Below are 25,512 nucleotides of genomic sequence, written 5' to 3'. Positions count from 1 at the left end.
CGCCTAATCAGACGCCCGGAATGAATTTCGACATGCGGAATTCAATCCCGTTGAGGAGTCGTGCAGTAGTGAGGTGCCGCGAAGCGGCGGGATGGTCGTCGCAGAACCGTTCCGGCTCTTTGGCAACTCGGAGAACACTACGGATCGGGGGAGGGTGTGTCAACCTGGGTCAGTCGAGGTCGCTGAGGCGACCTTCGGCGTCCGGCTGGGCGTCCTCGACCCGGCGCAGCAGGCGGGTCAACGCGTCGCCGAGGATTCGGCGTTCCTCGCCGGAGAAGTCCTGGAGGAGGTCCTCCTCGAAGACCGTGGCCAGGCGCATCGCCTCCAGCCACTTCTCCCGGCCCTCGTGGGTCAGCTCGACGATGACGCGCACGCGGTTGGTCTCGTCGCGCTCGCGGGTCACCAGGCCCTCGTTCGCCATGCGGTCAATGCGGTGGGTCATGGCGGCCGGGGTGAGGCCGAGGTGCTTGGCCAGTTCGCCGGGGCCCATGCGGTAGGGCGCCCCGGAGACGACGAGGGCCTTGAGGACCTCCCATTCGGCGTTGCTCATGCCGAGGGTGGCGGTCTGGCGTCCGTAGGCGACGTTCATCCGTCGGTTGAGGCGCTGGAGTGCGGAGACGACCTTCTCGACCTGAGGGTCGAGGTCCTGGAACTCGCGCTGATAGGCCGCGATCTGTTCCTCAAGGCTCGGCTCGGCGGTGCCGGCGGCCGGTTCTTCGGGCTCTGGCATGCGGCGAAGTATGACACGAAAGCCATTGGCGTTGAAGTTCTTCGTCATGTAGTCTTTAGCTTCGAACTTTAGGGTCGAAGTCTTGAGGGTGTGACTGTCCGGTCGCGGACGTCCTGCACCGTGCCTCGGCTTGGCCCCGGGGGTTTCCTGCTCGTTATCCGTCTTTTCGACCTGACCTAGGTAGGTGAGTGTGACCACCGCGATGGGCGCCGCGCTGCGCCGGATCCAGCTGGGGAACGCGCTGAGCGCGTTCGGCAACGGCTTCACCGTGCCGTATCTGTACGTCTACGTGGCGAACGTGCGGCATCTCGGTGCGAGTACGGCTGGTGTGGTGCTGGCGATGCTGGCGGTCTCCGCGCTGGTCGTGCTGCCGCTGACGGGGCGGGCCATCGACCGGCGGGGGCCGCTTCCGGTGGCCGTCGTCGGTACGGTCTCGGCGGCCGTTGGTTCGCTGGGGATCGGGCTGTCGGCGAGCGAGCCGATGGTGATCGCGTCGGCGGCGGCGCTCGGTGCCGGTATCGCGGTGATCCAGCCCGCGCTCGCCACGATGATCGTGTGGTGCTCGACGACGGTGACCCGCTCGCGGGCGTTCGCCACCCAGTTCTTCCTCAACAACCTGGGGCTGGGGATCGGCGGTCTGGTCGGCGGTCAGTTGGTGGACGAGGCGCACGCGTCCAGCTTTGTGCGGCTGTTCGCCATCGAGGCCGTGATGTTCCTGGTGTTGGGCGCGGCGATCGCGACCGTGCGGCTGCCGCGGGCGCCCAAGGTCGAGGACGCGGTGCCGTCCGAGGAGCGGGCCGCGGGTGCCTGGCGGGTGCTCTTCGGCGACCGGCGGATGGTGTGGCTGTGCGTGCTGGGCTTCGTGCTGTTCTTCGCCTGCTACGGGCAGTTCGAGTCGGGGCTGGCGGCGTATGCCACGGAGGTCACCCGGATCGAGCCGGCCACGTTGGGCATCGCGCTGGCGGCCAACACCGCGGCGATCGTGGCAGCGCAGTTCGTGGTGCTGAGGCTGGTCGAGCGGCGGCGCCGTAGCCGGGTGATGGCGCTGGTGGGGCTGATATGGACGGTGGCGTGGATCGCCGCCGGGCTGTCCGGGTTGGTGCACGGGGCGCAGGTGGTGGCGACGGTGCTGCTGATCTCCACGTACGCGCTGTTCGGCGTTGGGGAGTCGCTGCTGTCGCCGACCGTGTCGCCGTTGGTGGCGGATCTGGCGCCGGCCTCGCTCATAGGTCAGTACAACTCGGCGTTCGCGCTGGTCAAGCAGTTGGCGTTGGCGGTCGGGCCGGCCGTTGGGGCGCTGATGGTCGGGCACGGGATGTATGTCGCGTACATCGCGATGCTGACGGCGTGCGCGATCGGGATCACGGTGCTGGCGCTGCGGCTGGGGCGGATGTTGACCCCGGCGCAGGACCAGCCGCACCGGGCGGCCGTGCCGGCGCAGCGGGTGGAGGCCGAGCCGGTGGCCGCCGCGGTCTGAGGCGCGTTTCGGCGGCGGAGGCCGCCGGGCCCCGGCCGGGCGGCCCCGGTGGTGGGCCGCGGGCCGGGGGTCAGCCCTTGGGCAGGGCGAATTCGCACCAGACCGCCTTGCCGCCGCCCGGAGTTCGGCGGGAGCCCCAGGACGAGGCGATGGTGGCGACGATGGAGATGCCGCGGCCGGTCTCGTCGACGGGCTCGGCCCGACGGCGGCGGGGCAGGTGGTCATCGCCGTCGGTGACCTCGATGATCAGGCGACGGTCGGTGCGGCGCAGGCGTAGCCGCATCGGCGGGGTGCCGTGCTGGAGGGAGTTGGCGACGAGTTCGCTGGCGGCCAGCACTCCGAGGTCGTGGAGTTCGGGGGAGAAGCGCCAGGAGGCGAGGACTCCGGAGGCGAAGGCGCGGGCCCGGGGTGCGGCCTCGGTGCCGCCGTGGAGTTCGAGCGCGGCGTTGTGGAACAGCTCGGCGTCGTGGCCGGTGCGGACCGGGTTCTGGATGACGAGGATGGCGACGTCGTCGTCGTGCGTGGCGGTGATGCCCAGAGAGCGCAGCAGCCGGTCGCAGACGATGTCGGGGGCGCCGGTGGCGCCGGCGAAGGCGCGCTCCAGGCCGGCGACGCCCTCGTCGATGTCCTTGTCGCGGCGCTCCACGAGGCCGTCCGTATAGAGGACGGCGCTGCTGCCGGGGCTGAGCGGGACGGTGCCGGAGGTGTGCAGCCAGCCGCCGGTGCCCAGGGGCGGGCCGGTCGGTTCGGCGGCGCGGCATACGGTGCCGTCGGCGTCGCGGACGAGCATCGGCAGGTGGCCGGCCGAGGAGTAGACCAGGCGGCCTTCGTTGGGGTCGTGGACGGCGTAGACGCAGGTGGCGATCTGGCTGGCGTCGATCTCGGCGGCCAGGCCGTCGAGGAGTTGGAGCACCTCGTGGGGCGGGAGGTCGAGGCGGGCGTAGGCGCGGACGGCGGTGCGGAGTTGGCCCATGACGGCGGCGGCGCGCACCCCGCGGCCCATGACGTCGCCGATGACGAGTGCGGTGCGGCCGGCGCCGAGGGTGATGACGTCGTACCAGTCGCCGCCGACCGCGGCGTCGGTGCCGCCGGGTTGGTAGGTGGCGGCGACGCGGAGGTCGTCGGGCTGTTCCAGTTCCTGCGGGAGCAGGGAGCGTTGGAGGGTGACGGCGGCGGCGCGCTGGCGGGCCTCGCTGGCGCGGAGGCGCTCGGCGGACTCGATCTGGTCGGTGACCTCGGCGCCGAAGACCAGGACGCCCTTGTGCGGGGCGACGCAGGCGACCTCCGGGTCGGGGGCCGGGCCGCTGTCGGCGACCTCGATGGGGGTGCAGGTGAAGGTGTAGTAGCCGTCGCGGGTGCGGTCGCCGCAGGCGCCGGCGGGGACCTTGCGGGACTTGACGGTGCGGGGCCGGCCGCTGCGCAGGACCTGGTCCATCAGGGGCAGCAGGCCCAGTTCGCCGAGTTCGGGGAGGGCCTCGCGGGCGGTGCGGCCGGCGGGGCGGGGGCCGAAGACGCCGGCGTAGGCGCCGTTGACGTAGGCGATCCGGTGTTCGGGGCCGTAGACGACGGCGACCAGGGCGGGGATGGTGCCGAGGATGTCGTGGACGGAGAGCGCGTCGACGGTGGGCGGGGTGGCGTGCGGCGGGGTGTCCTCGCCGGCGGTGCCCTCGGCGCGGGCCGCGGGGACGGTGCCGGGCGGGCCGGCGGGGGCGTCGCCGGCGGGGGCGGGCGTGGTCGAGTGTGCCGTGGGCCCGGCGGGCGGGGTGGTCGACGGAGCGGCGCGGTCGGCTCGGGCGGCGGTGCGCCGCTGCGTACCCGGGAACTTGGCGCTCCAGCGCGTGAAGATCACGGAGGGATACCTCTTACTTCGCGTCGTCGCGCGGGGTCGGGCCGTCGGCGTGGGGGAACGCCCCGTGGCGTGGCTGGGGGCGCTGTCGGCACCCTCTGATGGAATGCAGCAAACGTCCTGAATCCTCGTGATTGTCACTCTTCGCAGATACGAGCCCACCCATGGTCACACGTCCAGTGTGGCCGACCGGACGGTCATCCGTCAGACGCCGGGCGCGCGGGCGTAGTTCCCGGCGCCGCGGTGGCCGGCCGGCGTCGGTCGGGCGGGCGGTCAACGTCCCTGGTGGGGCGGCCGGTCAACTGGCTTCGTTGTGCCGGCCGGTGCCCGCGGCGAGTTCGAATTCGGCGCGCGGATTCTCCAGCGAGCCGAGGGAGACGATCTCCCGCTTGAACAGTCCGGCCAGGGTCCATTCGGCGAGGATCCGGGCCTTGCGGTTGAAGGTGGGCACCCGGCTGAGGTGGTAGGCGCGGTGCATGAACCACGCGGGATAGCCCTTGAGTTTGCGTCCGTAGACGTGCGCGACGCCCTTGTGCAGGCCGAGCGAGGCCACCGAACCGACGTATTTGTGGCGGTAGTTGTGGAGCTCGTCGCCGCGCAGGGCGGCGGTGAGGTTGGCGGCGAGCGCCTTGGCCTGGCGGACGGCGTGTTGGGCGTTGGGGGCGCAGAGGGTGCGCGGGGCGTCGGAGGTGGCCGGCAGGGGCGCGGTCAGGTCCGGTACGGCCGCCGCGTCCCCGGCCGACCAGGCGTGCTCGGCGCCGTCCACCTGGAGCGCGGCGGTGCACTTGAGGCGGCCGTGACCGGCCAGCGGGAGGCCGCTGGCGGCGACGATGGGGTGGGGCTTGACGCCGGCGGTCCACACCAGCGTCCGGGCGGGGAAGCGGGAGCCGTCGCTGAGCCGGATCAGGCGCCGCTCGCAGGAGTCCAGGCGGGTGGTGAGCCGGACGTCGATGTTGCGGGCGCGCAGCTCGCGGACGGCGTAGCGGCCCATCTCGGGGCCGACCTCGGGCAGGATCCGGTCGGTGGCCTCGACCAGGATCCACTTCATGTCCTCGGGCTGGACGTTGTGGTAGTAGCGGACGGCATAGCGGGCCATGTCCTCCAGTTCGGCCAGCGCCTCCACGCCCGCGTAGCCGCCGCCGACGAAGACGAAGGTCAGCGCGGCGTCGCGGACCTCGGGGTCGCGGGTGGAGGAGGCGATATCGAGCTGTTCGAGGACGTGGTTGCGCAGTCCGATGGCCTCCTCGACGGTCTTGAAGCCGATGCCGACGTCGGCGAGGCCGGGGACGGGGAGGGTGCGCGAGACCGATCCGGGGGCGAGGACCAGCTCGTCGTAGGCCAGGGTGTGGGCGCCGTCGCCGGCCTCCCGCGCGGCCAGGGTGGTCAGCGTCGCCTTCCGTTTGTCGTGGTCGATGGCGGTGACCTCGCCGATGACGACGGTGCAGTGCGGCAGGACGCGGCGCAGCGGGACGACGACGTGGCGCGGGGAGATGGAGCCGGCGGCGGCCTCCGGCAGGAATGGCTGGTACGTCATGTACGGGTCGGGGTCGACGATGACGATCTCGACCGCGCCCTGCCGCAGTTCCTGCTTGAGCGTGCGCTGCAACCGCAGGGCGGTGTACATCCCCACGTAGCCACCGCCGACCACGAGAATGCGCGCCACGGCGTCCGAATGCTCCGAAGACACAGTCTTCACAGAGGTTCTCCTCGCGGTGTCGACCAGGCCGGGGCGCCACCGAGCGGGCGGCCGGGCCGGCAGCGCGGCCACCCCCTACGGGCGCTGTGCCCCCGGCGCGCACAGCACTGTTCCATGACGCACTGCCGCAACGGCTTTGTCCACAGGTCGGTCGAAAAGTATGGCCGGTACGCAGCGGTGGTGCGGAGCGGGACATTCCACATCACCGTTGCGAAGTACGCTGGTCAGGCGGAGATTGGCGCGAGACGGGAGGAAGGGGGCTCCGAGCGGATCCGGCCCATTAGGCCGATCGGGGGGTGTAGCAGGCGGAGGACCCTCTTCAATCTTGACGCGGGCTCAACTATGTTCGTATCTCGTTGGGGTGCACCCTTTCGTCGGGTCACCCCGGCCGTCAGGGCGGGGAGTCTCCGGGGGGAGACGTCATTACCGGGGGATCACTTATGCACATTCAGGGCTCTCAATGGCCGACGGCGGTCACCGTGACCGCCGCTTCCGACGGTGCCAACGGCGCCGGGGGCAAGGGAACGGGCGCTGCGACCGGCGCCAACGGCCGCAGCGCACCGCTGCGGGTCGACGCCCAGCGCAATTTGGAGCACGTGCTGCGCGCGGCGCGCGAGGTCTTCGGCGAGCTGGGGTACGGCGCGCCGATGGAGGACGTGGCACGGCGGGCCCGGGTCGGGGTCGGGACGGTCTACCGCCGCTTCCCGAGCAAGGACGTCCTGGTCCGGCGGATAGCCGAGGAGGAGACCTCCCGGCTGACCGAGCAGGCACGGGCCGCGCTGGGTCAGGAGGACGATCCGTGGTCGGCGCTGGCGCGGTTCCTGCGGACGTCGGTGGCTTCGGGGGCGGGGCGGCTGTTGCCGCCGGGCATCCTGCGGGTCGGCCCGGGCGAGGAGCGGGTGCCGGAGGGCCTGGGCGAGGTCCGGGTGCCGGAGGGCGGGACCGAGGCGCGGGTGCCGTTGCAGCGGGCGGCGCCGAGCGAGGCGGACGTGGCGGACGTGGCGCGTACCGGCACCGAGGCCGAGGAGACGCCGGGCGGGCAGGCGTTGCTGGAGGTCGTCGGACGGCTCGTGGAGCGGGCTCGGGCGGCCGGTGCGCTGCGGGTCGACGTGACGGTCTCCGATGTGCTGCTGGTGATCGCCACGGGCGCGCCGGCGCTGCCGGATCCGGGACAGCAACAGGCCGCCTCCGCACGGCTGTTGGAGATCCTGCTGGAAGGGCTGCGGTCACGTCCCACCACCTGATGCGGGGCGGCCGGCCCGGCGGCGCGGTGCATACGGCACAACGGCGCGCGGGTGGGCGGGGCTTGGCGTTGGGGGGTGTCGGCGGGGGCGGTTGTCGCGCCGGTCGCGCCGTTGGGCGTAGCAGGGCTGGCTACAAGGGCGGGCCGTGGGGTCGGGGTTCCCGGGGCGGGCGTTTGGCGTGTGGTGGCCGGGGCCGGTGTGGCGCGGTCGCCGGGGCGGGAGGGCCGCTGGCGGTGAACGTCAGTGCGGGCGCCCCGGAGGAGTGGTTGCCCACCCGGGCCCTGAAGCTCGGGCCCCGGGTGTGGCACGCTAGCGCGGTGTTGCGGTGTGACGGGTTCGGGGGCCTCGGCGATGGGTGTTGACGGGCGGGACGAGCGGCGCGGCGAGGGCGCGGGCGCACCGTCGGGTCAGGTACCGGACCAGTTGGGGCCGTGGGGGGCGACGCCCTCGGCGGCCGGTCCGGGGGGCGCCGGGCCCAGCGTGCCGGCGCAGCGCAGGCATGCCCGGCGGCGGGGACGGCCGGCGGCGGGCGAACCGGCCGCCGAGGGCACCGACGCCGGACTGCCGCCGTCCGACGCCCAGTTGGTGGCCGCCATGCGGGCCGGCGACGACAGCGCCTACGAGGAGCTCTACCGCCGGCACGCCGAGGCGGTGCGCCGGTACGCGCGCAGTTGTTGTCGGGACACCCACACCGCGGAGGACCTGACCGGCGAGGTGTTCGCGCGCACCCTCCAGGCGGTGCGCGGCGGGGCCGGGCCGGATTCGTCGGTGCGCGCCTATCTGTTGACGACCGTCCGGCGGGTCGCCGCGGTCTGGGCGAAGACCGCCCGGCGGGAGCATCTGGTCGAGGACTTCGCGGTGTTCGCGGTGACCGCGGCCGGCTCGTCCCTGGACGACGACACCCTGGACCTCGGCGCCGACGTCCGGGCGATGCACGAGGCCGAGCAGACGATGGCGGTGCGGGCGTTCCAGAGTCTGCCGGAGCGCTATCAGACGGTGCTGTGGCACACCACCATCGAGGACGAGTCGCCGAGCGAGGTCGCGCCGCTGCTCGGGCTGACCGCCAACGCCACCGCCGTCCTCGCGCACCGGGCCCGGGAGGGGCTCAAGCAGGCGTATCTGCAGGCCCATGTGAGCCAGTCGCTGACCTCGGGCGGCGACTGCGCGCGCTACGCGGACCGGCTCGGCGCGTACGCCCGGGGCGGGCTGCGGATGCGGGCCGAGCGGGGGCTGCGCAAGCACCTGGACGAGTGCGCCCAGTGCCGCGGCGCGGCGCTGGAGGTCGCGGATCTCAACCAGCGGATCGGGGCGGTGCTGCCGGTCGCGGTCATCGGTTGGTTCGCGGCCGGGTACGCGATCAAGGGGGCCGCGGCGGTGGCCGGCGTCGCCGGGGCCGGGGCTGCGGCGAGCGCCGGGGTGGCCGCGGCCGCCTCGGGCTCCGGGTCCGGTACGGCCGCCGGTGCCGGCGGGGCCGCCGCGGGGTCCGGTGCGGGCGCGTCCGCGGGCTCGGGTGGGGCGGCCGCGGGCGAGGGGTTGGCCGCGCCGGTGAAGGTCGCCGTCGGGGCCGGGTTGGTGGTCGTGGCGGGCGCGGCACTGGCCTTCGCGCTGACCGGGTCGCCGCAGCCGGCCCCCAAGCCGCGGGCGCAGCCGCCGGCGCCCTCGGCGCCGGCCGTGCCCACTCCCCCGCCGTCGCACACGCCGCGGCCCCCGGTGAGCGCCCCGGCCCCGAAGCCCAGCCCGACGCCCGCGCCGCCCAGGCCCACTCCGGCGCCGCCGAAGCCCACCCCCACGCCGACCCCGCCCCCGACGCCGACTCCGACACCGCCGAAGCCCACGCCGACGCCGACTCCGACGCCCACCCCGACCCCGACGCCCACGCCCACACCGCCGCCCGCGCCGTATCAAGTCAACGCGCTGCAGTACGACTTCGCGGGCGACGGCACCAAGCCGGAGGTCCGCGCCTTCGACAGCAGCTGGCTGTGGAAGCGGAACCACCCGAGCATCGGCGGGACGAGCTATCCGCACGGGGTGAGCGTGCACGCGTCGTCGTCCGTGGTCATCGACCTCAACCGGCAGTGCACCGCGTACGACGCGGTGGCCGGCGTCGACGACCTCAGCCTGGGGCTGGGCGCGCTGCGCTTCTCGGTGTACGCGGACGGGGTCCGGCTGTGGCGGTCGGCCGTGGTGCACGGCGGGCAGCCGGCGGTGCCGGTGCACGTCCCGTTGGCCGGGCGCAAGACGCTGCGCCTGGTGGTCGAGCCTTCGAGCGCGGGCGATCTGGTGGCGCTGGGGGACTGGGCGCGGTCGCAGATCAGCTGCCGGTGAGGGAGCGGGCGGGACGGGCGCTTGGCACCCGTCGGCCGAGGCATCGCTTCGGGGCCCTGGGGCCTTTCGGGGCGTGGCGACGGAACGCGGCAACAGGCCCGGTTAACGGGACTCAACGCCGGGCCCGGTAGCCGGGCGTGGCAACACCGGTCACGTCGGAGTGTGCGCCGGTGTGCGCCCCGACTCCGGGCGCGCGGGGAAGGTCGTGCGCCGGGTTGGTGCGCCGTTCTGCCGGGAGCACCGGGGCGGGACCGTGCTCCGGTCATCCGCCCCTGCGGGAAAACGGGCGGCGGGCCCTCCCCAGCCGTCCCCAACAGGCCGCCCGTGCCGGGCGGTTGGACACTCAGGCGAGCCGGGCGCGCGGCACCACGCCCCCGGCGAGGGCCCGTTGGCGCGGTGCCTCCGCGCCCGTCCAGCACGAGCCGCGGCGGGCCAGCAGCCGACGCAGCCACACTTCGGTGGAGACCAGGTCGGCCAGCCCGTCCAGGGGCAGCGAGGCGCCCTCGGCGGCCGCCCGGAGCGCCGTGCGGACCACCCGCGCCTCGATCAGCCCGGCGTCGGCGAGCAGGGGCGCGTCGAAGAGCCGGAGCAACTGGCCGGCGGCGGCGCGGAGTCCGGCGCGGGCCGCGGCGGAGTGCGGGTGGTGCGCGGCGGCGCCCCAGCCGGACGGCAGGTGCCGGACGCCGGCGCCGGTCAGGACCGACCGCAGGACGGCCGCCCGGGCGCCGGGCTGCACCCGGAGGGTGTCCGGCAGGGCGCGACAGGCGAGCACCACCTGGTTGTCCAGGAAGGGGGCGTGCAGCCGCTGGCTGCGGACCTCGGCGGCCTGCTCGAAGATCCGGTGGTCGGCGGCCTGGCGGGCCAGCGCGGCCCGGGCCCGCCGCTCGCCGGGACGGCCGGCGGCGGGCGAGCGGCCGGCCGCGTCCCCGAGGCGGACCGCCACCTCGGCCAGCGCCTCCCCCGTGAGCCAGCGGGCCGCGGGCCCGGGGCGGCACCAGGTGAGCGCGGCCAGCGAGGCATCCACCGCGCCGCCGGCCACCGGCTCGTCGGCGAACTCCCGCTCCCGTAGGCGACGGGCGGCCTCGGCGATCCCCGTGGCGTAGGAGGTGCGGGCGAGCTTCCGGGCGGCCCGGTAGACGGTGAACGGGATCAGGACGGAGTGCGCGGAGGGTCCGTCCGCCTTGGCCAACGCGGTGACCGGGCGCAGCAGATGGCGTCGGCGGCGGTCCATGAGGAGGTCGGCGAGGCGGGCCGGGTGGGCGTCGAGGACCTGACGGGCGCCGTTTCCGACGAAGTGGTCGGCGCCGCCGGACACCAGCCGGCTGCGGTGCCGGCCGGCGAGGACCAGCGCGGGGCCGGGCTCGTCGGTGAGCGGGAGGGCGTCGAGGCCGGTGTACGGGAGCGCCTCCTCGCCGGCCGCGACGATGACGTGGTGCAGCCGGGGGTTCTCGGCGATCCCGCGGGCGCGCTCCAGTTCTGCCTCGTGGTCGTCCTGACCGCCCCTGGTGGCACGGTCGTTGAAGGTCACCGCCAACAGGCGCTCGCCGTGGCCGTTGATCCTCCCTGGTTGGCCGGGGAGGCCGGCGGCCAGCAGGGCGAGCGTTCCGGAAGCGCTGCCTCCGGAGAGGTCGGCGCCGATGCCGGGGGCCGGGCCGCCGCGCGCCGCGCGCCGCTCCGCGGGGCCCATGCCGGGCACCGGGCCGGGGTCGAGCCGGTCCAGGCCGTCCGGGTCGGGGGCGAAGCGGGGGGCCGCCAGACGGGCGCGGACGGCCTCCACCAGGGCCTCGCGGACGGCCTCCACGGCCTGTTCCGGGGCGAGTTGGGGGGTGGCGACGGCGAGGGAAGCGGGCGGCTCGTAGGAGGCGCGCTCGCTGGTGCCGTTGCGCAGCACCAGGGCGTGGCCGGGCGGGACGCGGTGCACGCCGTCGTACGGGGTGCCGGTGCCGAGGGCCTCGGGGGCGTCCGGGCAGGCCAGCAGCGCCGCCAGGTGGCCGACGTCGAGGCCGGCCTCGACGAGGTCGGCGAGCGGCAGGGCGGCGGTGGCGTACGCGGTGCCGCCGGCCCAACGGGTGTGGAAGACGGGGCGGGCGCCGGCCAGATCCCCGGTGACGGTGATCCGGCGTCCCACCTGGGCGACGGCGGTGTAACTGCCCGGCCAGGCGGTGAGATGGCGCAGCGCGCCCCCACGGGCGGCGAACAGGCCGACCTTCAACTGGTCGTCGGTGGCGCCGCAGACCCCGAAGACGGCGAGCCGGGTCTCCGGGTCGGCCTGTACGACGCGCACCTCATGGGGCCGCCAATCGCCCACCGCCCAGAGGGGATCGGGGTCGCCCCACAGGAGTTGGGCGCCCACGGGCAGCAGCGAGCGGCACCCCTTGTCGGTGGTCGCGGCACTGCTCCACCCCACCAGCCAGCGCATCGCCGCCTCCGCCCGATTTCCCCGTCCGCCGAGGTGGCCGGCGGCCGCCCCGCACAGCGGATTCCCCAGCTGTCGTGCGGTCCATGCTGCCATGGCGCTGGCCTGCGGGCGGCTGCGGAGACGGCCCCTATCCGGGCGCGCGATGCCCCACTGACGCGCCAGGCGAGGGGCGGCGCGGCGCCCCGATGGCGACGGGCGGGAGGGCGCGGGCAGCGGCAACGGCCCCGGGTGGCCCCCCGTGTGGCCCCCGGAGCGGTCGACGGCGTGAAAGCGTCACCCGTCGATTTTCGGCCAAAGTCCGTGCCGTTCAGCCGAGTTGGGTCCCGGTCGGCGCCCCGGACTCGGCCGCCGTGCGGCGCGGCGGCCGGGTGGGTGCCCGGTCCCCGCGACGGTCCGGGAAGCGGGCTGCGCCTCCCGGACCGGACCGCCACCCGCGGGGAATGAGGTGGCGGTGTCCCCCAGCCCACTGGATCCAGTACAGCGGGCCGACCCACGCAGAACTCATCGAAGCGCGGGGGGCGTTGAGGGGCCAGCGCGCACGGACGGGCGCATGGGCACACGTACCCGGAGCACATGCCAATTCCCGCACCCCCGTTTGAACACGAATCTCGCCATCCAAGACACCGGCCCTTAACGGTCGGGATCCGGCGAACTACTCTGGGTGGACGCATGCCCCGGGGTACGGGGCGGCTGTCGCTGTGTCGAGGGGTGCGCATGTCCAGGGATACACGCGGGCCGAACGAAAAGCTCGGCACCGTTCTCGCCCTCGCGGGGATCAGCAATGCCGGACTGGCGCGCCGGGTCAACGACCTGGGTGCCCAACGCGGTCTGACGCTTCGCTACGACAAGACGTCGGTGGCCCGATGGGTCTCCAAGGGCATGGTGCCCCAGGGCGCCGCGCCCCATCTGATTGCGTCCGCGATCGGCAGCAAGCTGGGGCGACCGGTGCCGTTGCACGAGATCGGTCTGGCCGATGCCGATCCGGCGCCCGAAGTGGGGCTGGCCTTCCCCCGTGACGTGGGCGCTGCGGTGCGCTCAGCGACCGAGTTGTACCGTCTCGATCTCGCCGGCCGGCGGGGCAACGGCGGCGGCATCTGGCAGAGCCTGGCCGGATCCTTCGCGGTCAGTGCGTATGCGACCCCCACCTCCCGTTGGCTGATATCGCCGACCGACAGTTCGGTGGCGCGGGAGACGGCCGAGGCGCGGGAGAAGGACGCCGCGGCCGCCGGTGATGCCGGGACCCCGCAGCACGTCGGCCACAGCGACGTCACCAAGCTGCGCGAGGCGGCCGAGGACGCCCGGCGCTGGGATTCCAAGTACGGGGGCGGGGACTGGCGTTCGTCCATGGTGCCGGAGTGCCTCCGGGTGGACGCGGCGCCGCTGCTGCTCGCCTCGTACAGCGACGAGGTGGGCCGCGCGCTCTTCGGGGCGACGTCCGAACTCACCCGCCTGGCAGGCTGGATGGCCTTCGACACCGGCCAACAGGAGGCCGCCCAGCGGTACTACATCCAGGCGCTGCGGCTGGCCCGCGCCGCCGCGGACGTCCCCCTGGGCGGGTATGTGCTCGCGTCGATGTCCCTCCAGGCGACCTACCGGGGCTTCGCCGACGAGGGCGTCGACCTGGCCCAGGCCGCCCTGGAGCGCAACCGCGGGCTGGCCACCGCGCGCACCATGAGCTTCTTCCGCCTGGTGGAGGCGCGGGCGCAGGCCAAGGCCGGTGAGGCGCGCGCCTGCGAGGTGGCGCTCAAGGCGTCCGAGGGCTGGCTGGAGCGCTCCCGAGGCGGCGACCCGGACCCGTCCTGGTTGGACTTCTACTCCTACGAGCGGTTCGCTGCCGACGCCGCCGAGTGCTACCGGGACCTGCGGCTGCCCCGTCAGGTGCGGCGCTTCACCGAGCAGGCGCTCTCCCGGCCGACGGAGGAGTTCGTCCGCTCGCACGGGCTGCGCCTGGTCGTGTCGGCCGTCGCCGAACTGGAGTCCGGCAATCTGGACGCGGCGTGCGCCGCCGGCACCCGGGCCGTCGAGGTCGCCGGCCGCATCTCGTCCGCCCGCACCACGGAATACGTCCGGGATCTGCTGCACCGCCTGGAGCCGTACGGGGACGAGCCACGGGTGGTCGAACTCCGGGAGCGGGCACGGCCGTTGCTGGCGGCGCCGGCTTAGCACGCGGGCGCTGGAGGCGCGAAGGGCGCTGAAGGCGCTGTGGGCGACCGCGGGCGGCGGTCGGGGAACGACGAGCGGGCGCCCTGCGCGGGGTGGGGTCCAGGACGCGGGTCGTCTTCGCAGGTCAGGCCGGATCACTGCGGATTGTCGGTGCCGCCCGTCATGATGGACTACGGCGTCGGCGATGACGCGCGGACCCGCGGCGACGGGCGGGCCGGCGGTCATGCGGTTGGGGAGGTGCAGTGGCGGCGTACGACTGCGATGTGCTGGTGATCGGTGCCGGGATCGTAGGGCTTTCCACGGCCCATGCCCTCACGCGCGCCGCGCCGGGTATACGCGTCGTGGTGCTGGAGAAGGAGCCCGGTGTGGCCCGCCACCAGACCGGGCGCAACAGCGGGGTGATCCACAGCGGGATCTACTACCCACCCGGTTCGCTGAAGGCCCGCTTCGCCCTCCAAGGGGCGGCGGAAATGGTCAAGTTCTGCACGGAACACGACATTCCGCACGAGGTCACCGGCAAGCTGATCGTCGCCACCGACCGCGGCGAGCTGCCCCGGCTGCACGGCCTCATCCAGCGCGGCCGCGAGCACGGTCTGCCGGTGCGCGAGCTGGGCCCGGCCCAGATCGCCGGGTACGAGCCGGAGGTGCGCGGCCTGGCCGCGATCCACGTCGGCACGACCGGCGTCTGCGACTTCGGCGCGGTCGCCCGGGAGTTGGGCCGGCTCGCCCAGGAGGACGGCGCGCGGGTCGTCCTCGGCGAGGAGGTCACCGCCATCGGGCGCCGCCCCGGCCGGGTCGCGGTCCGCACCGCCGGCGGCACGGTCTACCGCGCCCGCGCCCTGGTCAACTGCGCCGGGCTGCACTGCGACCGGATCGCCCGGCTGGCCGGCGACGCCCCGGGCATGCGGATCGTGCCGTTCCGCGGGGAGTACTTCACCCTCGCCCCGGAGCGCGCGGCCCTGGTCCGGGGCCTGGTCTACCCGGTGCCCGACCCGGCGTTCCCGTTCCTGGGGGTGCACCTCACCCGCGGCATCGACGGCGCCGTCCACATCGGGCCGAACGCCGTCCCCGCGCTGGCCCGCGAGGGCTACGACTGGCGCACCGTCCGCCCCGCGGAGCTCGCCGGGACGCTGGCCTTCCGCGGCTCCTGGCAGATAGCCCGCCGCCACTGGCGCTACGGCGCGGGCGAGCTGCACCGCTCGCTGTCCCGTCGGGCCTTCGCGGACGCGGTCCGCCGGCTGCTGCCCGACGCCCGGGAGGAGGACCTGCTGCCCTCCCCCGCCGGCGTCCGGGCCCAGGCCGTCCTCCCCGACGGCACCCTCGTCGACGACTTCCTCTTCGCCGAGTCCCCCGGCATGGTCCACGTCCTCAACGCCCCGTCGCCGGCCGCCACGGCCAGTCTCCCGATCGGCCGCGAGGTGGCCCGACGGGTCGCCCGACTGTTGGGCATACCGGCGGGCGAGGTGCGGGGCCTCGGCCCCGAGGCGGGAAGCTGAAAGCCCGCTCCCGTTACCTCGCCCACACCGCGCCGTCCCCCGGGAGACCCGCCGCCGCCCGCCCGGCCCGCACCGCGTCGCCCGTTGGCCACCGGGCCCCACCTGCGCCTCTACGGGCGGGCAGGGGCGCGGGCCCGTCGGAACGGGGGGTGTCGGCCGGCCTTCGCCCCGTTCACCGCGCCCGGCGGTCCCGCCCTCGACGGTCCCGTTGACCCCGGCGCCATCCGTAGAATCGACGCACTGTGTCCGAGAACCCCGCCACCCCCGAGACCCTCGCCGCCGTTGCCGACGCCACGGGCGCGGACGCCGCGGTGACCGCCGCAGCAACCGCCGCCCCGGCCGCCGCGCCCCGGCGCGGCAAGCCGATGTTCCCCGACGGCACGGGACCGGCGGCCGACCCCGCCGGCTCGCACCACGAGCGGCGGATCCGGTCCTTCCAGCCCCGCCGCAGCCGCGTCACGGCCTCGCAGGGCGACGCGCTGCGCCGGCTCTGGCCGAAGTGGGGCGTGGACGTCGACGGGCTCTCCCGCCTCGACCTCGACGCGTTCTTCGACGGGCGGCCGGTCGTTTTGGAGATCGGTTTCGGGATGGGCGAGGCCACCGCGCAGATGGCCGCCGCCGCCCCGGAGACCGGCATCCTCGGCTGCGATGTGCACACCCCCGGCCAGGGCCATCTGCTCGGTCTCGCGGAGCGGAACGGCCTGTCCAACATCCGGGTGGCCAACGGCGACGCGATCATCCTGCTGCGCGAGATGCTCGCCCCGGCGTCCCTGGCCGGCCTGCGCGTCTACTTCCCGGACCCCTGGCCCAAGAAGCGCCACCACAAGCGCCGGCTGATCCAGCCGGAGTTCGTGGCGCTGGCCGCCACCCGGCTCGCGCCCGGCGCCCTGGTGCACTGCGCGACCGACTGGGAGCCGTACGCCGAGCAGATGCTTGAGGTCCTCTCCGCCGAGCCGGCGCTGGAGAACCTCTACCCGGGCTACGCACCGCGACCGGACTTCCGGCCGCTGACGAGATTCGAGGGCCAGGGCCTGGACAAGGGCCACACCGTCCACGACCTGCTGTTCCGTCGCCGGGCCTGAGGCCCGCGGCCCCTACGGGCCGCGCCCCCGCACCACCGTGTCCTCGCTGGCGGCAAACTCGCCTGCCCACGCCGCTCCACCCTCGTTAGGGTCGATGGGTGTACCCGTCACCGCCGCCGCTCCCCGAGCGCTCAGCCGGCCCGCCGCCGTACACACCCGCCGGGTCCCACCCCGGGCCCCGGCGCCGGTTCGCGCCCTGGCGCAGCCGGACCGTCCGAGCGATCGCGCTGGCCGCACTGCTCGCGCTGTCCGGCGTGCTCATCCTCGGCATCGTCCGGCGCCAGACCGGCACCGAGGGCTTTCTGGTCGGCCTCGGGCTGGCCGTCTTCCCCGTTCCGCTGCTGATCGCGGCGTTCTGCTGGCTGGACCGCATCGAGCCCGAGCCCTGGCGGAACCTCGCGTTCGCCTTCGCCTGGGGGGCGTGCGCCGCCACCCTCGTCGCCGTACTGGCCAACGGCTTCGCCACCGACTGGCTGGCCAGCAACGTCGCCTCCGCGTCCCCGACCGAGGCCGAAGCCTGGGGCTCGACGGTGGTCGCCCCGATCGTCGAGGAGGTGGTGAAGGCCGCCGCCATCGCCCTCCTCTACCGCTTCCGCCGCCGCGACTTCGACGGGATCACCGACGGCATCGTGATCGCCGGCATCACCGCCACCGGCTTCGCGTTCACCGAGAACGTGCTCTACCTGGGCAGCGCCTTCGGCGAGGACCAGTCCATGGGGCACAGCGGTCTGAACTCCCTCACGGCCGGCACCTTCTTCGTGCGGATCGTGGTCTCCCCGTTCGCCCACCCGCTGTTCACGATCCTCACCGGCCTGGCGTTCGGCATAGCCGCGACCCGCTACCCCCGCCGCCGCGGTGCCCGGACCGGGCTGGTGCTCCTCGGCCTGACCACCGCGGTCCTGCTGCACGGCGTGTGGAACGCCGCCTCCACCCTCGGCGACGCCGGCTTCCTCACCGTCTACGGCGCCTTCATGGTCCCGGTCCTGCTGGCCGTGACGTGGCTGGCGCTCTGGGCCCGCCGCCAGGAGCTGCTCTCGGTCCGCGAGTACCTCGCCCCGTACACCGCCGCCGGTTGGCTGGCCGCGCCCGAGCCCACCGCCCTCGCCTCCCTGAAGACCCGCGCGCTGGCCCGCGACATAGCCCGCCGCACCCACGGCCCGGCCGCCGCGCGCGCCGTCACCGCCTACGGCGCACTGGCCACCGCGCTCTCCTTCCATCGGCGCCGCGCCCATCTGACGGGCCCGACCGCGGACTTCGCCGCCCGGGAGCGGGAACTCCTGGACAGCCTGTGGCACTACCGGTCGTGGGCCGGCCCGGCGCTGCTCCAGGCGTGGGCGGGCCGGACCGCGACACCGGAAGCGGTGCCGGACCGGCCCGGGGGCGCGCCCGATTCCGACGCGGCAACGGGCCGGCGCCCCGCCCCGTAAGGAGCCGCGGTCGGACGCACGGCGCCGGCCGGCCGCCCCGCGCGACGGTGCCGCCCGGCGGTGCGGGGGCCGCGCGTAGGCTCGTGGGAGTTGTCCGCGAAAGGGAGGATTCTGCGATGGCTGGGATACCGACGAGCGTGGTGGCGGCCACCGGGCTGGTGGGCGGTTACGGCGTGGCCCGGTGGACCAAGAAGCGGCCCCTGGGCGGGGTGGCGCTCGCGGCGGCCGGTGCGGTGGCGGCCCGCGGCTGGCAGCAGAAGGCCGGCACGAAGGCGGCCGCCGCGCTGAGCGGCGCCTATGTGGCGGCGTTCGCGGGGTCCCACCCGCTGGCCAAGAAGATCGGCGCGTGGCCCTCGGTGTTCGCGGTGGCCGGCGGCGTCGCGCTGGCCTCCTGGGCGGTGGCGGACCGGCGCGGCTGACACCGGCGGCCCCGCTGTGGGGCCGCCCCCTGGAGCAGACCGCAGAGGGGCCGGCCCGTAGGCCGGCCCCTCTGCTGCGTCGCTCAGTCGGCTACCGCGCTCAGGCCGACGCCTCCGTGAGGAGGGCGACCTCGGCGTCGGTGAGGGTGAGCTCGGTGACGGCCAGGAGGGCCGGGAGCTGGGCGACGGTGCGGGCGCTGGCGATGGGGGCCACGACGGTGGGCTGGGCGGCGAGCCAGGCGAGCGCGACGGTGGTCGGCTCGGTGTCATGGGCCGCGGCGACGGTGTCGAGCGCGGCCAGGACGCGGCGGCCGCGGTCGGTCGCCAGATGCTCGGCGGCCGTCCCGGCGCGGGCGCTGTCCACGCTGACGCCCGGGCGGTACTTGCCCGTCAGGAAGCCGGAGGCGAGCGCGAAATACGGGACGGCGGCCAGGCCGTTGCGGGCGGCCACGTCGGCGAGTTCACCCTCGTAGGTGTCGCGGGAGACCAGGTTGTAGTGCGGCTGGAGGGCCACGTAACGGGCCACGCCCTCACGGGCGGAGAAGTCCAGCGACGCCTGGAGGCGCTGCGCGGAGATGTTGGACGCGGCGATCTCGCGGACCTTGCCGGCCTTGACGAGGTCGTCCAGGGCGGTGAGGAACTCGCCCACCTCGACGGACTCGTCGTCGAAGTGGGTGTAGTAGAGGTCGATGTGGTCCGTGCGCAGACGGGCCAGGGACTGGTCGACACCGGCCTTGATGGTGGCCGCGGACAGGCCCTTGTAGTCGGGGTGGGCGCCGACCTTGGTGGCGATCACGACCTGGTCGCGGTTGCCGCGGGCCGCGAGCCAGTTGCCGATGACGGTCTCGGACTCACCGCCCTTGTTGCCGGGCACCCAGGACGAGTACATGTCGGCGGTGTCGATGAAATTGCCACCGCCGGCAACGTAGGCGTCGAGTACGGCGAAGGACTCGGCCTCGTCGGCGGTCCAGCCGAAGACGTTGCCCCCGAGGCAGAGCCGGGAGACGGACAGCGAACCGAGCGGCTTGCGGTCGGGAACGGAGCTCTGGGCGTGTGTCGCGGTCATGCCCTGCTACAACGCAACAGCGCCTGGAATTGTTCCTCGCGCTGCGGGAGTTATTCCCCGGCCTAGGTGGGGAGTTGGTCCGCTCCCGTTGCCGGTCCAGAGAGGGTGCGCGGCTGGCCGCCCACGGGATGCGGGCGGCCGGCGCGGGCGTCAGACGGTGACCCCGCGGTCGCGCAGCCACGGCACCGGGTCGGTCGGGGCGCCGCCGTGCGGACGGACCTCCAGGTGGAGGTGCGGGGTGGTGGCGTTGCCGGTGGCGCCGACACGGCCGATCACCTCTCCCGTATGGACCCTGCCCGACGTCTTGACCATGGAGGACAGGTGGCAGAACCAGAGCTCCGTACCGTCGTCGAGCGTGACGACGATCCGGTAGCCGTACGCTCCGGCCCAGCCCGCCTGGGTGATGGTCCCGTCGTGAACCGCCTTGACCAGCGTGCCCGTTGGGGCCGCGAAGTCCTGGCCGGTGTGGTCCGCGGCCCAGCGGTCGCCGGCCTGCCCGAAGCCGGTGGCCAGGGTGTGCGAGGCAACCGGGGCGACGAAGTCCTGGGCGGCGCGGGCGGGTTGGTCGGCTTCCGGGGAGCCGGCGGAGGAGGGCTGTGCGGCCGGGGCCGCCGGGGTCGCCGGGGCCGCCGGTTCGTGGGTGGCCTGCGTTGCCTGGGAGGTCTGGGAAGTCTGGGGGACCTCCGTGGCCTGGGTGGCCTTCCCGTCCGGCTGCGGCGCCTGTGCGGCGGCCGGTGCCTCCTCCGTCTCCGCCCCCGACGCCCCCTCCGCCCTCGACGTCTCCTCCGTCCCGGACGCCTGCTCGACTCCGGACGTCTGCGGCATCTCTGACGCCTGCGGCGCGCTCTCCGCGGTCGCGGCCGTTCCCGTGGCCTCCGACCCCGTGGGGCCGCCCTGTTGGGCGTCGGCTTGAGTGTCGGTTTGGGCGTCGGTTTGGACGCCGGCCTGGGCATCGGCCGGGCGGGCACCGCCCTGCTGGAGGATGCGGTTGCGCAGCGCCTCGGCCGCGCCCGTGCCCTGCGCGGCTTCCGCGGGGGCGCCGCCGGCCCGCGTGCCATGGGCGGCGGGAGCGAAGGCGTCCGCGGTGGTGGTCGCGGCGGCGGCCACCGGGGCGTTCGGGGCATCCGCGGTGGCATCATCGGCCGTCCCACCGGGGTCGGGCATCGAGATCGGCACCGGCGGCCGGCCCTCGGCCGCGGCCACCCCGCTCGCGCCGACCGCCGCGATCACGCCGACGCCCAGGGCCGTGCCGCCGCGCGCCAGACCGACGCCGCGCTGCCTGGCCACCCGGTGCTTGCCGCGCAGCGAACGGAGGCCCTCTTCGTCGCCCCCGGCCTCGTAGAGCTCCGCCTCGCCGGCAGCCATCTCGTCACCCGTGACCCACGCGCCCTCGGCACCGCTCCCTTGGGGACCGTGCACCGGCTCACCACCGGGCAACCCGCCCTGGTCGACGCCCTCATGGGCCAGCCCTTCGGGGAGCAGCCCCTGGTGGGGCAACCCTTGCTGGGGCATCGCCTCGTAAGCGGAAGCGGCGGAAGAAGCCGAAGAAGCTGACGACGCTGACGAAGCAACGGAAGCAGCAGAAACGGGGGAAGCAGGGGAAGCGGGCGAAGCAGCGGCATCAACGACATCGCCACCCCCACCCGAAACATCCACACCAACACCACCGGAGGCAACGTGCCCGGCGGGGCCACCGAGGCCAAGGCCGAAGCCGATCGTGCCGCTGAAGTCGGCGGGGCCGCCTAGGCCATAGCCGGATGGAGCGTGGGGGGCGGGCCTGTTGGACGCCACGGGGGCGCTCTCCTTTCCTTCCTTCTCGCCTACCGGGTTAGCTGACGGGTTCGGAGCAGGAAGGTCTCCTACGAACGCCTCCTGGCGAGAAGCGCCCGATTCACCCCAAGAGGGTGGTTCCCCGGTTCCCCTCGCTCAATTCCCAGCAATTCCAGGCGGATCCGACAGGCATCCACCAAACCGGTCGATCCGGGCGGCGCGACGCGGGTCGGGGACCCGGTCGAGCAGGGCGGCGGCCGGCTCGTGCGGGACGGGTCGGGGTCGTTCTGGACGTGCGGGAAAAGCGCGTACGGGATTCGGCGTCGGCGCACGGTGCCGCCACTTGCGACGGCTGGGACGACCGCGCTCCGTTATCGGACAGTAATAGAGACGACGAGGGAAATCCAAGCGTTCCCACGAATCCACGGGGGTTCCACACGGCCCCCAAGAGGGCTCCGGCGGGAACGTTTCCCCTCAAGCCCTCCCCAATCAGGGCGAGTTGGCGCCGCCGCGTCAAACGATCTCGCGACGATTGTGCACCACTTGTTATGCAGAGGGATGCGTAACAATCACGGAGAGTGAGGGCGATAACGTCGCCCCATGGCCGTCAACGTTGCGAACACCGGAAACGTCGTCAACACCCCGCAGGAAGTGGCGGATCGGTACCGGGAGTTCTCCTGGCAACAGGCGCGCGGGCGGTCCGGGGCGCACGAGGAGTTGGCCGCCCGGATCGGCCAGGACGACGAGTTCTGCGAACTGCTCGCGGGGTCGCTGCCGGCCGGCAACAAGCAGCAGCCGAACCTGCTGCTCGCCGCGGTGCGCTATCTGGACGGCCCGCACGCGGAGTTGGGGCCGCGCGGCGCGGCGGCGTACGGGCGCTGGCGCGAGTGGACGATCCGGCACTGGGACGAGGTCCGCTCGGTGGTCCTGCAACGCGCCACCCAGGCCAACGAACCGGCCCGCTGCGCCGCACTGCTGCCGCTGCTGGCCCGTCTACCGCAGCCCCTGGCCCTCCTGGAGGTCGGAACGTCGGCCGGGCTGTGCCTGCACCCGGACCGGTACCGCTACCGCTACGTCCACGAGGGGCGCGACTCCTCGTGCGGCGCCCCGGATTCCCCGGTCACGTTCACCTGCCACACCAGCGGGCCAGCCCCCTTCGACGACGACAACGGCAACGACAACGCCCACGGCGACCCGGCGGCGTTGCCCGGCGGGCTCCTCCCCGACATCGTCTGGCGCGGCGGCATCGACCTGAACCCGCTGGACCCGGTCGGGGACGCGGACGACCTCCGCTGGCTGCGGGCCCTCGTCTGGCCCGGCGACGAGGCCCGCAGCGCGCGCCTCACGGCGGCCGTCGAGGCGGTGCGGCCCGCGCCACGCCCCGTGCTGGTCCGCGGCGACCTGGTCGACGAGCTGCCGGCGCTGGCCGCCCAGGCGCCGCCCGAGGCGACGCTGGTGGTCTTCCACAGCGCGGCGCTGAACTACCTTCCGCCCACCCGGCGCGAGGAGTTCGCGCACCGCGTGCGGACGCTGCTCGCCGAACGGGACGGCGGCGGGCACTGGATCTCCCAGGAGCACCACGGCGTGCTGCCGTGGATCACCGCGCCGGAACACCGCTCCCTGCGGCCCGAGGACGGCATGGTGCTGACCCTCGCGGTGGACGAGCGCCCGGTCGCGCTCACGGACCCGCACGGCCAGAGCGTGCACTGGCTCCGCTCCGCGCGCCCGTAGACGGCGTCGGATGCTCCCAACGGCCCTACGGGGGCCGGACCCACGGCGGACGCGGGAAACCGGGGCGCCAACGCGGCCACGGCGGGCGGTCCGCGCCCTACGTCCCCAGGGGACGCTGGACCGCCAGCAGCGCCATGTCGTCCGCGGGCGCCTCGCCCGTGTACCGGGCGACGTCCTCGATCACCACGTCCAAGAGGTCGTCGGGGCCGTCGAAGTGGCTGCCGCGCAACCGGGCGCACGGGTCGTAGAACGCGCCGGCCCGGTTGCGGGCCTCGGTCACCCCGTCGGTGAACAGGAACAGCATCCCGCCGGCCGGGAAGAAGACCTCGTCCGAGCGGTCCGGAAAGCCCGCCACGTCGGTCAGGCCCAGCGGCAACGCGGCGGTGGCCGGGGGCAGTTCCCGTAGGCCGCCGTCCGGAGTGAGCAGCAGAGGGGGCGGGTGGCCGCGGTTGAGGATGCGCACGACGGACTGGTCCCCGGCGGGGACCTCCGCCAGTACGGCCGTGGTGAAGCCCTCGTACTCATCGAGGCCCGCGCGGCGCCCGCCCTCCCGTTTGAGCGCCCGCTCCAGCCGGTGCGCCACCGCCTCCAGGCTGGCCTCCTGATCCGCCGCCTCCCGGAAGGCGCCGACGACGACCACCGCGGCCTCCACCGCCTCCAGCCCCTTGCCCCGCACGTCGCCGACGATCATCCGCACGCCGTGCGGGGTGTCCTGGATGGCGTGGAGGTCGCCGCCAATACGGGCGCCGGCCCGGGCACCGACGTAGCGGGCGGCGACCGCGAGGCCGGCCAACCGATCGGGCGGGGCCGGCAGTACGGCCCGTTGGGCGGCCTCCGAGACGTCCCGTACGGAGGCCAGCCGGGCGTCGCTGATCCGCACCACCCGGTTGATGCCGAGCGCCAGCAGGGCGACGACCACCACCGTGATCGCCTCGGTCACCGACTCGTAGTAGTCCTCGACGCCGTGGTACGTGGCGACCAGGAGCTCGCTGGTGATGGCGGCCAACGCCGTGACGCCGGTCGCCCGTAGGGAGAAGAGGGGAGCCGCGACCAGCGGGGCGGCGGCGAGGAACGGGGCCGCGGTGTACTGGGGCGGCGTGACGAGGTCGAAGAGCACCCCGATGACGATCAGGGCGGTGGGCAGCCAACGGGCCAATCGGCGGCCGGGCGGGGACATTTGGTCGCGTCGGGCGCGCCGTTCCCGGCTGCCTGTGCGGTTCCTGCCGCGTCGACGCATCCGCACCGGCCTCTTCCCGACTCCGCCCGCCCGGTGGCGCGCTCGTTCCGCCCCACCCGACGTGCCGCCCTGGTCCCTTGCGCCGCCCTCGGCCCCCGCGCCGTCCCCGGCCGTCCCGCCGATTCCCGCGCCCCGGGCCACCTGCGCCGCCCGCTCTGCCTGTGCAGTGCGCCGTGCCCTACCCGCTGGCCTGCTGCCTGCTGCCTGCTGCCTGCTGCCTGCTGCCTGCTGCCTCAAGGCTTGCTGCCGCTACGCCGGGTGGCGAGTCCTCCTGAGCCAAACGGGGTAGGCACAGGCTGGGGCCACTCCACCCCCTAAGGGCCACCCCCCTCGCCCCCTTACGGCACCCCCCACCACCCCGCCCCCGCTCCCCCACTACGCCTCCGGGCTTTCCCCTCCGGGCTTCGGCACGACCCCGGTCCCGACCCCGCCGCCCTCGCACTGGTTGACCGTGGCCCGCGCATGGGCGATGAAGCGCCGGGTCAGCGGATGCCCGTCGTGCCGCGGAAAGACGATGTGCAGCGGCATCAGGGGCGCGTCGGGGATCGCCACGAAGGAGATGAACGGGTGCACCCGTTGGCGGCCGATGGACTCCGGCACGACTCCGACCCCCCGGTTACCGGCCACCGCCTCCAGCCACTCGTCGAAGTTCCCGCACCGGACGGCGATTTCCGGCCGATCCTCCGGCGGCCAGTCCGACGCGTCCGACGTCCCGCCGGTCTCGTTCAGCACCAGCGGCATACGGGCCAACTCCCGCCAGCCGACCTCGTCCCGGGCCGCGAGCGGGGAACGCACCGACACCGCGGCGATCCGTCGCTCGTGCAGCAGCGTCACCGCCGTCAGGCCCGGCACGGTGACGTTCCCCCGCAGGATCGCGATGTCGACCTCGCCGCTGTCCACCCCGGCCAACGCCGCGTCCCGCCGGTGGACCCGCGCCCCGACACCGGTCTCCGCCTCGAACCGCTCGATGGCGGCCTGCGGCCAGGTGGCCGGAAACCCCCAGGCGAATCCGATCCGGAACAGCGGCACCTCCGGGGCCGGCAGCAGTGCGGCCTCCAAACGGGGCAGCAGCTCGCGGAGTTCCCCGTAGAGCCGCTCGCCGGCGGCGGTCAGCGTGACCTGTCGGGTGGTGCGCTCCAGGAGCCGGTAGCCGAGCAGTTCCTCAAGGCGGCGGATGGTGCGGCTGACCGTGGGCTGCGAGAGGCCGAGGCGGTCGGCGGCCCGGGTGAAGTGCCGCTCCTCGGCGAGGGCCACGTAGCAACGGAGGTGGTGCAGCTCGATGCCCGGTATCGCCATGATCGGCATCCTAGGCTCCCGCACGGCGGCCCCAACGGGCTCGACGCCCCGGCCGCCCTCGAAGGACCACCGCCCCCAACCGCCGCTC

Annotated in this window: 17 protein-coding genes and 1 riboswitch; of the genes, 9 read left to right on the top strand and 8 right to left on the bottom strand. The window is 74.4% G+C overall.

What is annotated here, in order from left to right; translation table 11 throughout:
• Window positions 1–169 precede the first annotated feature (169 nt).
• Window positions 170–730 (bottom strand): MarR family winged helix-turn-helix transcriptional regulator, encoded by a 561-nt coding sequence (locus tag ACFVFQ_RS27205; protein WP_383420618.1) that lies wholly within the window; start codon window positions 728–730, stop codon window positions 170–172.
• A gap of 190 nt (window positions 731–920) precedes the next feature.
• Here ACFVFQ_RS27205 and ACFVFQ_RS27200 point away from each other — a divergent pair, with 190 nt between their 5' ends.
• Window positions 921–2,207 (top strand): MFS transporter, encoded by a 1,287-nt coding sequence (locus ACFVFQ_RS27200; protein ID WP_383420629.1) that lies wholly within the window; start codon window positions 921–923, stop codon window positions 2,205–2,207.
• A gap of 70 nt (window positions 2,208–2,277) precedes the next feature.
• On the opposite strand, the gene ACFVFQ_RS27195 is transcribed toward ACFVFQ_RS27200, so the two are convergent.
• Window positions 2,278–4,056: a SpoIIE family protein phosphatase gene (locus ACFVFQ_RS27195; RefSeq protein ID WP_383420616.1), complete on the bottom strand. Its 1,779-nt coding sequence runs from the start codon at window positions 4,054–4,056 to the stop codon at window positions 2,278–2,280.
• Between the two features lie 295 nt (window positions 4,057–4,351).
• Window positions 4,352–5,749 carry an NAD(P)/FAD-dependent oxidoreductase gene (locus tag ACFVFQ_RS27190; RefSeq protein ID WP_383420614.1) on the bottom strand — a complete coding sequence of 466 codons (1,398 nt, stop codon included), beginning with the start codon at window positions 5,747–5,749 and terminating at the stop codon, window positions 4,352–4,354.
• 440 nt (window positions 5,750–6,189) lie between these two features.
• On the opposite strand from ACFVFQ_RS27190, the gene ACFVFQ_RS27185 reads away from it, so the two are divergent.
• Window positions 6,190–6,993 carry a TetR/AcrR family transcriptional regulator gene (locus ACFVFQ_RS27185; protein ID WP_383420612.1) on the top strand — a complete coding sequence of 268 codons (804 nt, stop codon included), beginning with the start codon at window positions 6,190–6,192 and terminating at the stop codon, window positions 6,991–6,993.
• A gap of 351 nt (window positions 6,994–7,344) precedes the next feature.
• Entirely contained in the window at window positions 7,345–9,318 is a 1,974-nt protein-coding gene (locus ACFVFQ_RS27180) for a sigma-70 family RNA polymerase sigma factor (protein WP_383420610.1), read from the top strand.
• 343 nt (window positions 9,319–9,661) lie between these two features.
• On the opposite strand, the gene ACFVFQ_RS27175 is transcribed toward ACFVFQ_RS27180, so the two are convergent.
• Entirely contained in the window at window positions 9,662–11,737 is a 2,076-nt protein-coding gene (locus tag ACFVFQ_RS27175) for an asparagine synthase-related protein (protein WP_383420627.1), read from the bottom strand.
• A gap of 714 nt (window positions 11,738–12,451) precedes the next feature.
• Here ACFVFQ_RS27175 and ACFVFQ_RS27170 point away from each other — a divergent pair.
• From ACFVFQ_RS27170 to ACFVFQ_RS27150, 5 genes are all read left to right on the top strand, one after another.
• Window positions 12,452–13,900: an MFS transporter gene (locus ACFVFQ_RS27170; RefSeq protein WP_383420608.1), complete on the top strand. Its 1,449-nt coding sequence runs from the start codon at window positions 12,452–12,454 to the stop codon at window positions 13,898–13,900.
• A gap of 242 nt (window positions 13,901–14,142) precedes the next feature.
• Window positions 14,143–15,396 carry an L-2-hydroxyglutarate oxidase gene (gene lhgO, locus ACFVFQ_RS27165; RefSeq protein WP_383420606.1) on the top strand — a complete coding sequence of 418 codons (1,254 nt, stop codon included), beginning with the start codon at window positions 14,143–14,145 and terminating at the stop codon, window positions 15,394–15,396.
• A 242-nt stretch (window positions 15,397–15,638) separates the two neighbouring features.
• Window positions 15,639–16,478 carry a tRNA (guanosine(46)-N7)-methyltransferase TrmB gene (gene trmB / locus ACFVFQ_RS27160; protein WP_383420604.1) on the top strand — a complete coding sequence of 280 codons (840 nt, stop codon included), beginning with the start codon at window positions 15,639–15,641 and terminating at the stop codon, window positions 16,476–16,478.
• A gap of 98 nt (window positions 16,479–16,576) precedes the next feature.
• Window positions 16,577–17,905, top strand: coding sequence for a PrsW family intramembrane metalloprotease (locus ACFVFQ_RS27155; RefSeq protein ID WP_383420602.1), 1,329 nt, complete (start codon window positions 16,577–16,579; stop codon window positions 17,903–17,905).
• 116 nt (window positions 17,906–18,021) lie between these two features.
• Window positions 18,022–18,324, top strand: a complete 303-nt coding sequence (locus ACFVFQ_RS27150; protein WP_026247493.1) for a hypothetical protein — start codon at window positions 18,022–18,024, stop codon at window positions 18,322–18,324.
• 100 nt (window positions 18,325–18,424) lie between these two features.
• Here the strand turns inward: ACFVFQ_RS27150 and ACFVFQ_RS27145 are convergent, their stop codons facing one another.
• Window positions 18,425–19,390 (bottom strand): aldo/keto reductase, encoded by a 966-nt coding sequence (locus tag ACFVFQ_RS27145; protein ID WP_383420600.1) that lies wholly within the window; start codon window positions 19,388–19,390, stop codon window positions 18,425–18,427.
• 150 nt (window positions 19,391–19,540) lie between these two features.
• Window positions 19,541–20,902 carry a peptidoglycan DD-metalloendopeptidase family protein gene (locus ACFVFQ_RS27140; RefSeq protein WP_383420598.1) on the bottom strand — a complete coding sequence of 454 codons (1,362 nt, stop codon included), beginning with the start codon at window positions 20,900–20,902 and terminating at the stop codon, window positions 19,541–19,543.
• A 290-nt stretch (window positions 20,903–21,192) separates the two neighbouring features.
• A riboswitch (cyclic di-AMP (ydaO/yuaA leader) is annotated at window positions 21,193–21,349 on the bottom strand.
• Window positions 21,350–21,760: 411 nt separating this feature from the next.
• Here ACFVFQ_RS27140 and ACFVFQ_RS27135 point away from each other — a divergent pair.
• Window positions 21,761–22,891 carry a DUF2332 domain-containing protein gene (locus ACFVFQ_RS27135; RefSeq protein WP_383420596.1) on the top strand — a complete coding sequence of 377 codons (1,131 nt, stop codon included), beginning with the start codon at window positions 21,761–21,763 and terminating at the stop codon, window positions 22,889–22,891.
• A gap of 97 nt (window positions 22,892–22,988) precedes the next feature.
• Here the strand turns inward: ACFVFQ_RS27135 and ACFVFQ_RS27130 are convergent, their stop codons facing one another.
• Both ACFVFQ_RS27130 and ACFVFQ_RS27125 read right to left on the bottom strand, forming a co-directional pair.
• Entirely contained in the window at window positions 22,989–24,068 is a 1,080-nt protein-coding gene (locus ACFVFQ_RS27130; RefSeq protein WP_383420594.1) for a PP2C family protein-serine/threonine phosphatase, read from the bottom strand.
• A 435-nt stretch (window positions 24,069–24,503) separates the two neighbouring features.
• Entirely contained in the window at window positions 24,504–25,424 is a 921-nt protein-coding gene (locus ACFVFQ_RS27125) for a LysR family transcriptional regulator (RefSeq protein WP_383420592.1), read from the bottom strand.
• Window positions 25,425–25,512 lie beyond the last annotated feature (88 nt).

Source organism: Streptomyces sp. NPDC057743 (assembly GCF_042798755.1).
Taxonomy (GTDB): Bacteria; Actinomycetota; Actinomycetes; order Streptomycetales; family Streptomycetaceae; genus Streptomyces.
The sequence above is the reverse complement of the archived record's forward strand: the minus strand, read 5'-3'. Positions and strand labels throughout refer to the sequence as shown.